Annotated in this window: 11 protein-coding genes; 10 read left to right on the top strand and 1 reads right to left on the bottom strand. The window is 43.8% G+C overall.

Annotated features, from left to right (window positions below; all coding sequences use genetic code 11):
- Window positions 1–43 precede the first annotated feature (43 nt).
- From gshB to lpxC, 9 genes are all read left to right on the top strand, one after another.
- Window positions 44–1015, top strand: coding sequence for a glutathione synthase (gshB, locus tag ACTXGJ_RS03715; RefSeq protein WP_439241937.1), 972 nt, complete (start codon window positions 44–46; stop codon window positions 1013–1015).
- Window positions 1016–1177: 162 nt separating this feature from the next.
- Window positions 1178–1621, top strand: coding sequence for a DUF2147 domain-containing protein (locus ACTXGJ_RS03710; protein WP_439241609.1), 444 nt, complete (start codon window positions 1178–1180; stop codon window positions 1619–1621).
- 220 nt (window positions 1622–1841) lie between these two features.
- Complete coding sequence (gene murG / locus ACTXGJ_RS03705) at window positions 1842–2927, top strand: undecaprenyldiphospho-muramoylpentapeptide beta-N-acetylglucosaminyltransferase (RefSeq protein ID WP_443565168.1); 1086 nt, start codon at window positions 1842–1844, stop codon at window positions 2925–2927.
- Window positions 2928–3011: 84 nt separating this feature from the next.
- A complete protein-coding gene (gene murC / locus ACTXGJ_RS03700; protein ID WP_439241606.1) occupies window positions 3012–4451 on the top strand; it encodes a UDP-N-acetylmuramate--L-alanine ligase in 1440 nt (479 codons plus the stop codon).
- 72 nt (window positions 4452–4523) lie between these two features.
- Window positions 4524–5618, top strand: a complete 1095-nt coding sequence (locus tag ACTXGJ_RS03695; RefSeq protein ID WP_439241604.1) for a D-alanine--D-alanine ligase — start codon at window positions 4524–4526, stop codon at window positions 5616–5618.
- Window positions 5619–5966: 348 nt separating this feature from the next.
- On the top strand, window positions 5967–6779 hold the full coding sequence (locus ACTXGJ_RS03690; RefSeq protein WP_439241602.1) for a cell division protein FtsQ/DivIB: 813 nt from the start codon (window positions 5967–5969) through the stop codon (window positions 6777–6779).
- Window positions 6780–6937: 158 nt separating this feature from the next.
- The gene (gene ftsA / locus ACTXGJ_RS03685; RefSeq protein WP_439241600.1) at window positions 6938–8230 is read left to right on the top strand and encodes a cell division protein FtsA; all 1293 of its coding nucleotides are present in this window, start codon (window positions 6938–6940) and stop codon (window positions 8228–8230) included.
- Window positions 8231–8368: 138 nt separating this feature from the next.
- Entirely contained in the window at window positions 8369–9547 is a 1179-nt protein-coding gene (ftsZ, locus tag ACTXGJ_RS03680) for a cell division protein FtsZ (RefSeq protein ID WP_439241598.1), read from the top strand.
- Between the two features lie 395 nt (window positions 9548–9942).
- Entirely contained in the window at window positions 9943–10860 is a 918-nt protein-coding gene (lpxC, locus tag ACTXGJ_RS03675; protein ID WP_443565167.1) for a UDP-3-O-acyl-N-acetylglucosamine deacetylase, read from the top strand.
- 288 nt (window positions 10861–11148) lie between these two features.
- Here the strand turns inward: lpxC and ACTXGJ_RS03670 are convergent, their stop codons facing one another.
- Window positions 11149–11652 (bottom strand): hypothetical protein, encoded by a 504-nt coding sequence (locus tag ACTXGJ_RS03670; RefSeq protein ID WP_443565166.1) that lies wholly within the window; start codon window positions 11650–11652, stop codon window positions 11149–11151.
- Window positions 11653–11867: 215 nt separating this feature from the next.
- On the opposite strand from ACTXGJ_RS03670, the gene ACTXGJ_RS03665 reads away from it, so the two are divergent.
- On the top strand, window positions 11868–12596 hold the full coding sequence (locus tag ACTXGJ_RS03665) for a CHAP domain-containing protein (protein ID WP_439241592.1): 729 nt from the start codon (window positions 11868–11870) through the stop codon (window positions 12594–12596).
- Window positions 12597–12710 lie beyond the last annotated feature (114 nt).

Below are 12710 nucleotides of genomic sequence, written 5' to 3'. Positions count from 1 at the left end.
TCTTATCTAAACAATAATAAAAATAGTGAGCCCTATTATGAATATGAAAAACCAAACAGCTACAAAACCCCTAAATATACTAGTCATCATGGATCCTATTGAACTTGTCAATTATAAAAAAGATACCAGTCTTGCGATGATGTGGGCGGCGCAAGATCGCGGCCATACATTAGGCTATTGTCAGATTCATGACTTATGGCTAGATCGGGGTCAGCTGATGATAGACTCGCAGCCAGTCACAGTGTATCGCAACCCTGAGCACTTCTATAGTTTAGGCGAGAAGACGACTGCTCCGGTTAGTGATTATGATGTTATTTTGATGCGTAAAGATCCGCCGTTTGATATGCGTTTTGTTTATGCCACTTATATGCTCGATCATGCCAAAGCGGCTGGTGTGTTAGTGGTTAACGATCCAAAAGCGATTCGCGATTGTAATGAAAAGCTATTTGCGACTTGGTTCAGCGAGTACATGAGCCCGACGATTGTCACGAGCAAACAAGCCCATATTCGCAAGTTTATTACTGAGCAGCAAGACGTTATTGTCAAGCCTCTAGACGGCATGGGCGGCACCGGCATCTTCCGCCTCACTGCTGATAGCGCTAATATTGGCGTTACCCTTGAGATATTAACGGAGCTTGAGACGCTGCCTATTATGGCGCAGCGTTATTTACCGGAGATTAAAGAAGGTGATAAGCGCGTGCTTATCGTTGATGGCGAAGTGGTCGATTACTGCTTAGCGCGTATTCCGGTCAAAGGCGAGACTCGCGGTAACTTAGCTGCTGGCGGTAGCGGTGTGGCGATGCCGCTGACTGACACCGAGCGCAAAGTGGCGCAAGCGGTTGCCCCTATTGTCAAAGAAAAAGGGCTGATGTTTGTTGGCTTGGACTTAATCGGCGGCCGTATCACGGAGATTAATGTCACGAGTCCCACTTGTGTACGCGAGATCGATGATCAATGCGGCACAGATATCGGTGTCGATTTCATAATCGCTGTTGAAAACAAGCTGGCTATTTGATATTTAAGACAGATCAGTAATAAAAGCGTGATGAATAGCGAACTTAGCAGCACAGTTGCATAAAGGCAGTTGTGCTAAGCTATATTGCAATAAGCTAGTGGCATATTGAAGCTTTAAACGCTGAGGCAGTATTATCTAAGTTTTCAACCACAAGGACGTAATATGGACACATTTACCAAATCATTGGTACTCACTGTTGGCTTAGCCTTTAGTCTTAGCGCTAGTGCAGCAGATCAGCTAAATAATACCAAATGGACTACTTATAATGATAATGGTCAGCCCGATGCGGTATTGAGATTCTCTGAGAACAACGGCAAGCTTTCAGCAAAAATCGTTGAGATACTAGACCCCAGAGCCAAAGACAAAAAAGTCTGTAATGAGTGCAAAGGTAAGTTTAAAAACAAGCCTTTGGTGGGTGCGACTGTGCTTTGGGATTTGGAAACAGATCCTAATGATGCTAATAAATACATCAAGGGTTCAGGGATTGAGCCAGAAACCGGAAGAACGTTTTCTGGAAAAGCTGAGTTGACAGGTGATACGCTGAAACTTCGAGGTTATAAAGGTATATCATTACTGGGCAAAACTCGGATTTTAAAGCGCCGTTAAGCTTTGTTTTTCTATTTTTATATAGCAGTCAACTATAACACCGAGTTGTGATTATTCACGGCTTGGATTTTTGTTATATACCAGGTAGAAAGCACTATATATCAGATAGTAATTTCCTCTATACTATGCGAGGTTTTATAGTGCAAAAATGTCTCGATACGGGCACAACGGCAAAACAATAACCCCTTCATATAAATAAAGTAAAGATAGGCAGACGTGCATGAAGACTCCGCATATATTAATGATGGCTGCTGGTACTGGCGGGCATGTGTTTCCAGCGCTTGCCGTAAGCGAGGAGTTGACTAAGCGCGGTGCTATTATTCACTGGCTAGGTACGCCAAAGGGTATGGAGAATGGTTTGGTTGAACCCCTTGGTTATCCGTTTCATGCTATTGATATGCAAGGTCTACGCGGTAAAGGCATTGGGCGCTTATTAAAACTGCCCGTGACTTTACTGTCAGCGACGATGGCGGCGATGAAAGTGATTCGTAGCAATCAGATTGATATGGTAGTGGGCTTTGGTGGTTACGTAACTGCTCCTGGTGGTATCGCGGCGCGTATGACCGGCACCCCGCTTATTATCCATGAGCAAAACGCCATTGCCGGAATGAGTAACCGTTATCTGGCCAAGGTGGCGACCAAAGTCTTGCAAGCTTTTGAGGATACTTTTGGCAACAGTCAGCAAGATTCTAAGCTTGAAACGGTGGGCAATCCGGTACGTAATACGATTACTGGGGTAGCCGCTCCTACAGATCGATATGATATCGATGATGATTCGCCGCTACGCTTGCTAGTCGTTGGCGGCTCTTTGGGTGCGCAAGTGCTCAATGATAATGTTCCCAAAGCCTTGGCTTTGATAGATAGGCCTTTTGCGGTGCGGCATCAATGTGGACGTAATAACGAGGCAGCCACCCAAGCGGCTTACGATAATGAAGACTTGAGCCGTCATAGCACGCAAGTTCAGCCGTTTATCGATGATATGGCTGCCGCTTATAATTGGGCGAATGTGATCGTTTGTCGCGCAGGAGCACTCACAGTGACTGAGATTCAAAACGTTGGTATCCCAGCCATATTTGTACCGCTGCCACATGCTGTCGATGATCATCAGACTGCTAATGCGCGTACCTTAACCGATCATGGTGCCGCTATTTTATTGCCGCAATCTGAGCTGACGCCCGAACGTCTGAGCAATGAGCTAAGCGCCCTTGACCGTGCCAGCTGTTTAGAGATGGCAGAAAAAGGCCATGCGCTTGCCAACCGTAGTGCTACTAGGCAAGTGTCTGATATCATTTGGGGTTCGTTGTAAGTGTTGTAGTCTTGCTACCACTTTTTATTTCTGACTCTTAGCTTTTAATCTTTATATATTTACTTTTTCTATTGAGACCCTTTTATGCCTACCTCTACTAAAGCTCTGCCAAAACGCCTGATTGAGATCCCAGAGATGCGCCGTATTCAGCATTTGCATTTTGTTGGTATTGGCGGCTCAGGGATGTGCGGTATCGCTGAGGTGATGAATAACCAAGGCTATCAAGTCAGCGGTTCTGACATTAACGACAGCCTAGTGACTCAGCGTTTGGCGAGTATTGGCATCGAGATATTTATCGGTCATGACTCAAAGAATATCTCCAATGCTGATGTGATTGTGGTGTCATCAGCTATTGATCGTAGCAATCCTGAGATTGAAGCGGCGCTAAAAGCGCGTTTGCCTGTGGTACGCCGCGCCGATATGCTCGGTGAGCTGATGCGCTATCGTCATGGTATCGCCGTGGCAGGCGCGCATGGCAAAACCACGACGACCAGTCTACTGACGATGATGATGGCTGAGGGTCAGCTAGACCCTACTTATGTGATCGGTGGTAAGCTCAACGCGTCGGGCAAGAACGCCGCGCTTGGTAGTAGTCGTTATTTAGTTGCTGAAGCAGATGAGTCAGATGCTTCATTTTTGACCCTACATCCAATGTCTGCCATTGTCACTAATATCGATCAAGACCATATGGAAACCTATGAGAATAGCTTCGATAAACTCAAAGCCGCCTACATTCAGTTTTTACAAAACATGCCTTTTTATGGCCTAGCGGTAGTTTGCGGTGATGATGCTGAGTTATATGACATGATTGATGATATTGGCCGTCCGGTACTGACTTTTGGACTTGAGCCTTTTAATGATGTACAGGCGATTGATGTGGTAGCGGAAGGAACCAAAACCCACTTTACCGTATTACGCCGCGATCATGAGCCGCTGCGTTTGACCCTTAATATTCCAGGGATTCATAATGTCTATAACGCGCTTGCCGCTATTACTATGGCAACTGATGAGGGCGTGGATGATGAAGCTATCACCCGTGCGTTGCAGAAGTTCGCTGGAGTCGGACGTCGTTTTGAGCAGCATGAAGCGGTCGCCCTTGATGAGGGTGATGTGTTATTGATTGATGATTATGGCCATCATCCTAAAGAAGTTGATGCCACGATTAAAGCCGCTCGCCAAAGCTTTCCTGAGCGCCGTTTGGTGATGATGTTCCAGCCGCATCGTTATAGCCGTACTCGCGACTGTTTCGATGATTTTGTGGAAGTACTCTCTAGCGTCGATGAGTTATTATTATTAGAGGTGTATTCTGCAGGCGAAAACCATATCAATGGCGCAGATACCAAGTCGCTCGCCCGTAGCATTCGTCTGCGCGGTGAAGTGGAACCGACTATCGTTGATAAAGATAATATAGCGCCAGTGATGCAGCGTTTGCTAAAAGCTAACGATATGCTTATCACCCAAGGTGCGGGTAATGTCGGGCAGATTGCGGTTGAATTGGCTGCTAATCAATTGTATTTAAAATAGCCTCTGAAATAGTCGGCTCTACCATGATAGAGCGCCGCGCTTAGCCTTCAAAAGAACGTTAGGAATTTATATATGAATCGTCAAAATAGTCAAAGCCTCACGCAAGATAGTAACGAGCACATTCATGAAGCCAATATAGAAAACCCAGAACCGGCATTAGCGGCAGCTCAAAGTGAGCAAGAGGCCAATGATAAGCAAGCGTTTGATAACGAACCAGTCGATAATGACCAAGCTTTAAGCGCTGCTCCGCTAGTCAAAGACGCCAGTGTGTTTGGCAAGGTTGCGGTAGTATATGGCGGCAACAGTAATGAGCGCACGGTCTCTTTAGATAGTGGCGCAGCAGTATTACAAGCGCTACAAAATCAGGGCGTTGATGCCGAGCATTTTGATCCAAAAGATCAAGACATCACTGAGCTGCGTGCTTATGACCGTGTGTTTAATGTCTTACATGGTCGCGGCGGTGAAGATGGGCTATTGCAAGGCGTATTGCAGTGGTTAGATATTCCGCAAACCGGCTCAGGGGTATTGGCTTCGGCGCTTGGCATGGACAAGGTACGTACTAAGCAGCTGTGGCAGGGTTGTGGTCTGTCGACAGCGCCATTCTCATTACTGACCGCGGATACCGACTGGCAGCAAGTGGTCAATATGCTCGGTCTGCCTTTAATCATTAAGCCAGTACACGAAGGCTCTAGCATCGGTATGACTAAGGTCAACCATTTAGATGAGCTACCAGCTGCCTATGCTACTGCGGTACAGTGCGGTGATGCGGTTATGGCTGAGCGCTGGATTACCGGGCGCGAATTCACTATCGTTATTGTCGATGATGAAGCTTATCCAATCATTCGCTTAGAGCCTGCTGATATTAGCAACTTTTATGATTTTGAAGCTAAATATAATCGCAACGATACCAGCTACTATATCCCTTGTGGTCTGAGTGCTAGTGATGAACAGCATTTACAAGAGCTGAGCCTAGCCGCTTTTCGAGCGGTAGATGCTAAAGGCTGGGGTCGTATCGATGCGATGCAGGACAATAGCGGGAGCTTTTGGTTGCTGGAGATTAATACCGTACCTGGGATGACTAGTCATAGCTTAGTACCTATGGCTGCCAAAGCTCGCGGCATGGATTTTGATAGCTTATGTTGGCATATTTTATCGCAGACTTTGTAGCTTTGTAGGCTCAATTTAATCAAAGCAAATGACATGCAATAACCCGAGCTAAACTTGCTATAACATAGCTTAGTGTAAACTTGTGTAAATTCCTTAATCACAACTCGGGTTAGGCTATTGTTTAGCTAGAAAATACGTTAATATTGCAGTGATTGTATTGTTTTTGCTAGGATTGTCGCATTTTAACCCTAGCAGCACTCAGTCAAGCGCTCACTAATCGTACTGTTAAAAACAACTTTAAAATACCTTTGTAAATGAACGGACTACTGAAGCTCGTTACGCCAGTATTTAGTAAGATTTAGTACATATTAAGTGTAAAATCAATCGAGTATAGGGACGGATGCAATTATGGCTCAAACTGTCGATGATGTGGCTGAGCTCATGAATAGTAAACCGGATCGTCCGAAACGAAGCTTACCACTCCCAAATTCGGCTAAATATTTTTTTACGGCTATCGTAGTTGCCCTGTTATTATTGATATTAGCTATGGGTGCTAAGGCTTTACGCGACGCGCCGCCTGCTACGATACAGGTCAGCACTCAAGGACTGAGCGCGGTTCAGTATCAGAGCTTGCAACAGACGATGAGTCAGCAAACCGTTAGCAGCTTTTTTACCAATGATTTGCAGTCTTTACGTGATATCGCAATGAGACCCGCTTGGGTTGATCAGGTGAGTGTGACTCGAGATTGGCAACGCGGGATTGTTATAACCGCGCTCCCAAAACAAGCGATTGCCAATTTTGGTACTGAGCGACTAGTAGACGCTAAAGGCGAGGTGTTTGTACCTGCTGATAGTAGCGACTTGCGCCAACCTCAGTTTGCAACCTTGCAAGGCGCTATCGAGCAAGCACCGGTCATCATGCAGCAAATGCAGCAGATCAACGACTGGTATGCGCCGCTTGAAATGCAAGTTGAAGATATTATCTTGACGCCGCGTATGACGTGGTTGGTTCGTTTTGATAATGGCTTACGTGTGATTGTAGATAATGAAAATACTGCTCAGAAGTTACTAAGTCTGAGCCAATTATTGGCCGCGCAATTGCATGATCGTCGTAGTGAGATGCAGTCGATAGATCTACGTTACAAAAACGGCTTTACTATAGCTTGGCATGTCAAAGCAGAGAATGAGACGGCTAGCACCGACAGTGCAGCTAATCTTTAGCTTATATTTTATTCATCTTTGTGAAATGGATCTTTACTTTAGAGTTTTCTAAAGGATAATTTAACGAAACTCGTTAGATAGATTGCTTCGCAAGTACTTTTTAATGATTAATGGGAATGTGAAATCGTTCCCTGATTAGCGATAATTTGTCTGGTAACATGAAAAATACTGAAAATCTAGTTGTTGTCCATCTTAGTGCCACTGCAGTTTATGCTGTGATTGGTAGTGTTGTCTCTGCAAAAGACATCCGTATCATGGGTGTCGGTCAAGTCAAAAACAATGACTTCTATCAAGGTCGAATCAAGCATCGCGAACGTCTACAAAGTGCGATTAAACAAGCCATCCAAGAAGCAGAAGATACCGCAAATTGCCGTGTACATAGCGTCTGGCTGACTTTAGCGACCCCTGAGTTACTTAGTAAGAATAGTACCGGACAGGTTGCTGTTGAAGAAGAGGTGGTGCTAGCTAAAGACATGGTACAGGCATTGTCCAACGCAAAAACTAAAGACTTGCCTTCTGATTATTATCTGATGCACTGTTGTCAGCAAGGTATCTATATTGATGATATGGACTCCATGGTCGATGATGCTATCGAGATGATTGCCAAAAACATCACTGTGCTTTATCACATGATGATGATGCCGGTGGCTAGCCGCCAAAATATTCAAAAACTCTTGCAAAGCTGCGATGTAGGTATCGACCATATCGTCTTTGATGCGGTCACTAGTGCAGAGTACAGCTTGATGAGCGAGGAGCGTCAACAGGGCGTCTGTTTGGTGAATATCGGTGCGAGCACCACGAGTATTTGTGTTTATAAAGAAAACAAGCTTATCTTTACCCATTGTATCGCTAGCGGTAGTCATGAAGTAACTATGGATATCTCAGCCGATGTGGGTATCTCGATGATAGAAGCTGAGAGACTCAAAAAGTCCTATGGCACCGTCGATACCAATAGTATAGACCCTAGCGCGTTCTTTTTGTTTAAGCCACAAGGCTCAAATGATGAGATCAATATCGGCATTTACAATTTAGCCCGCATTATTGAGGCGCGGTTTATTCAGATATTTACCGAAGTAGCGCGTCAGCTACATGACGCGGATTTGATAGGTTTTATCGATCGCGGCATCGTTTTGACAGGCGGTGGTAGTACGATTAAAGGTATGGTGCCTTTTGCCAAAAAATTATTAAAAATGCCTGTCGTCATGAGTAATACTCATCCGGCCATCAGCGCTTTTAATCATTTTGACAATGAAGATACCTTTAAACAGCTTAATACTCAGATTAATGATCGAGCTTATCATACGGCTTTTGGGGCTTTATTATATAGTCAGAGCGAGCAGTTTCGTCATAGTGAACAAAGCGAGCCCGAAGCTATTCAAGAAAGCCGAGTAAAAGGCACCTTCCAAAGAGTCGGTCAGCGTTTTACTAACGTCTTCAAAAAGATACTATGATAGTTTGAAAACTAAACTAAGATATACTTATACTCATTTTATTTAAATACATTTATATATAGTCAGTCGATATGACAGAACCTGCCTGCACTATGACGTGTCGACCCTTACGCTATTTGCAACTGGAGAACTCTTTTTATGTCAAAATATACCATGCCAGATGATAGTCAAGTTCAAGACAATGGCCAAGCGCGCTTCACTGTATTTGGGGTAGGCGGCGGTGGCGGTAATGCAGTGGAGCATATGGTGCAGCAAGGTATCAGAGGCGTCACTTTTGTCTGTGCCAATACCGATAGACAAGCGCTAGATCGGCTAACCGCTCCTAATAAGCTCCAGCTTGGCGCTAAGACTAATCGCGGTCTCGGCGCTGGTGCTAACCCAGAAGTCGGACGTGAGGCTGCGGAAAGCGAGGAAGAAGCGATCCGTGAGATGCTAGAGAACTCTGACATGGTATTTATTACTGCCGGTATGGGCGGTGGTACGGGTACAGGCGCTGCTCCAGTCGTCGCTCGTATCGCTAAAGAGTTAGAAGTGCTGACTGTCGCTGTAGTCACAACACCCTTTAAGTTTGAAGGTGGCAAACGCATCAAAGCGGCCAAAGCAGGCATTGAGCAATTGACCAACTTTGTGGATTCTATCATTACTATTCCTAATGATAAGCTGATGAGTATCTACGGTAATATCTCAATGCAAGACGCTTTCAAAAAAGCGGATGATGTTCTATTACATGCCGTGCAAGGTATTGCTGAAACTATCGCTCGTGAAGGACTTATCAATATCGATTTTAATGATATCCGTACGGCGATGACCGCTAAAGGGCATGCGATGATGGGTATCGGCCGTGCTAGCGGCGATGACCGTGCGCGTCAAGCCACTGAGAAAGCGATCAGATCACCTCTGCTTGATGATTTGCGCCTAGAAAACGCTAAAGGCTTGCTAGTCAACGTCATCTCCTCTGAGTCGCTATCTTTAGACGAGTTCAGTCAAATCAGTGAAATCGTCGAAGGTATCACTGATAATGACGACGCCAATATCTTTTATGGTTCGGTCATCGATGAGAAGATGGGTGATGATTTGCATGTTACCGTTATCGCAACCGGTCTGACTTTGAATGAAGACATCCCTGAAATGCCAGTGCCTTCCGTGACTAGCACTCAATCAGTAGACCCAAGCACACATACGAGCGCTTTAAATAGTCAAAAACAAACTCAAGCACAGCAATATCAAGACACTGCGCCGCGTACAGTGCCGCAAGAACAGCCGCAAACTAAGACCAACAGTATCCAAGATTACCTAAAGCGTCAGCAAAATAAATAGACTGCATTTAATTACTTGCTCATTTGAGCCTGCAACGAAAAACCAGCGTATCAACGCTGGTTTTTTTGTTTAAAAATATGACGATTAGTATTAATAAACCCCAAAATTAAATTTCAATATTGGGTTTAATCGTTGAAAATATGTTGTGAGTGGTTAATATTATTGAGTAAAAATAAGGGTTTAGAGAAAGGTTGTTTATAATCAATGTCAAAGCTGTACACCTTGATTTATCTACTCTTAGCTAGCCTTTGATGAATAAATATAGTTAAAAAGACTATGACAATGAGTATTGTTAATAGCTTAAATATGGAAATTAGTGTTTTTTGGCTATAGCGAATTAAGGGGTAGTAATGGTACACTAGGGCAATTGTAACAAAATATGTGGGATTACAGCCATGAATCAAAGAACTATAAAAACAGCTTTAGCGGTCACTGGTACCGGCTTACATAGTGGTCAGCCAGTGGATCTCGAGTTTCATCCACAGCCTGTTGACACCGGTGTTGTTTTTGAGCGTTCCGATATACTAGGCTCAGAACCGATTCCAGCCAGCGCCTTTTTGGTGCAAGATACTATGATGTCTTCTAACTTAGTGTTTGGGGGTACACGCGTAGGTACCGTTGAGCACTTGCTAAGCGCTATTGCTGGCCTTGGTGTGGATAATTTACTGATACGAGTCTCCGCAAGTGAGATTCCTATCATGGATGGTAGCGCTGCACCTTTTGTAGGCTTATTACTACAAGCTGGCTTTGAAGAGCAAGAAGCGGCTAAGAAGTTCCTAAGAATCGTCAGACCAGTACGAGTTAAGGTCGATGACAAATGGGCTGAACTTCGCTCTTATAATGGCTTTGAAATGAATTTCGAGATTGACTTCGATCATCCTGCCTTCGACAAAGACTTTCAACATGCCCAGTTTCACCTCTCTACTCATAACTTCATTGAGCAGTTAAGCGAAGCGCGCACTTTCGGTTTTATGAAAGATATCGAAGCACTGCGCAAAAACAACCTTGCTTTAGGTGGCAACATGGACAATGCTATTGTCATTGATGAGGCGAGAGTATTGAATGCTGAAGGCCTACGCTTCAACGATGAGTTCGTCCGTCATAAGATATTGGATGCATTAGGCGACTTATATCTCATCGGGTATCCTATATTGGGTCGGTTTAGTGCTTACAAATCAGGCCATGCTCTAAATAACTTATTGGTTCGCGAGATATTATCTGATCCAAATAACTTTGAAATTGTAACATTTGATGACAATGTAACTTGTCCTATCGAATATTTACCTCTTTCTGGGCTAGTTGTTGAAGGATAAATACACGAACATACAGGATGTATCGCAACATTTACGCAATATTACATAGTTTACGAAGTAAAACATTCATAATTTTGACTATATTAGAGTGTTAAAGCTAGATTAAATCGCTGAAAGTTAGATGGTATAAAAGCTAACAGCTATCAGAAAACGTCCAATGACGATGTCAAGTTAAAGACAATCTTCGTTGGACGTTTTTTTTTGTGTCAAAAATTCTGGAGAATGAGTTAGTCTTGATTATTTTTGAGGGGTTTTTTTACATAAGTTTACAATGTAAACTACAGATTTTCAGTCATTTACCAGCCGTAAAAGCGCTTTTTGTAGGTTTTTATCTGTGGTGACATGCTCTGCTGCCTGTGATATAGTCCGTTTTGTGTTTTGGCTAAGAGCCTGATGTATATTGGTTTGATCGGATTTTGAGACCACTGATTTTTCTGAAACTTTAGAATTATGAGCGGCAGTATGAGCTACCACGACGTTGATTTGCTTGAGTTGTTGAAATGTAATTGACTGCTCTGTTAACACCGATAAGTAAGCATTTTGTAAATAGCGAATGTGATTAGCAGCAGTTACTGAACCTACACTGAGTGTGAGTTGCTCATTAGTCAGACCGACAACCCAGCAGGTATTAAGAATCTCTTCTGGTAGACAATCTACCAATAGTTTTTTTATCTCAGTGGTTGCTTGGATAAACACACGCATATTATCGCTCAAGCTCCGAGGTAGCGCGTTACCAGCAAATGCTTGATGATCGATAAGCTGGGCAAGTCGATTGGGTTGTTTTTTTGACATCGTATTGCTCATTGCTAGATATAAGGTTGAAGCGGACAATCTACGAGGCGGATGACAGGACTAGTAATGATGCTAGTGTCAGGCGCTTAAGACTAGAGGGTTAGCTGCTACACCTAGGATTTTATCATGATTGTTTGATGGTTATATCCTTTAAATTAATTGATGCTTCGTTATGGATGACGAGCGATCTTGTATTAACAATAGGTAGTAAATTTATGAAACAAGCTTTATTAATTTTGTCAGTACTGGGAATGGGCATAGCACAAACAAGTGGTGCTGTAGAAACGACCTTTCAATCAAATAATACCTTGACTCATACCATCACTAATATCTCTGCTGCTTCGAACTACGGTTCTAGCCAGAACATCTACAGCACCAACAGTGGTGCTCATGTTTTTAGCAATGACGAAATCAGTCAGGCTATCGATAACCTAAGCGCTCATGCGAAGCAAAAAGAATATCAGTTAGCGTCGCTAACTAGCCGTTTATCTTACGAAAGACAACAACAAATTCGCAATAACATCCCAGATAGTAACTCAGCTCCTGCTCTCGCTGCTGCCCGTGCTTCAAGAGCAGCATTGTCTAGAAGCTCTGGTTACTGCGCTCGTTATGTCCGTAAAGCGCTACAATCTGCCGGTTACGAGTTTACGCCCAACCCATCCGCTTATCAGTATGCCACACGCGGTACGCTAGCTAATGCAGGTTTTACTAAGATCAGCAACGACATGCAGCCGCAAGTCGGTGACGTTGTTGTTTTTAATCGTACTTCAAGCCGCCCACATGGTCATATTCAGATTTTTGATGGCAATGGCTGGGTCTCTGACTTCCGTCAAAATAGCATTAATCCATATAGTGGCACGCACAGCTATACCACATGGCGCGATTCACAATATGTTGATGATGCCTCAAACCGTGGTATCTACTTAGCAATGGCTGACGAGTAAATGCTTCAGTACTTGCCATAGTGAGTTATGATCTAACTGTCGTCAGTTAAGCAAATAAACCCAGTAATGATCTAGATGACATTACTGGGTTTTTTATTGTACGCCTATACGCCT

The organism is Psychrobacter sp. 1Y11 (genome assembly GCF_052259045.1).
In the GTDB taxonomy this organism is placed as follows: Bacteria; Pseudomonadota; Gammaproteobacteria; order Pseudomonadales; family Moraxellaceae; genus Psychrobacter.
Note: the sequence above shows the minus strand (reverse complement) of the source record. Positions and strands in the feature narration are given on the sequence as shown.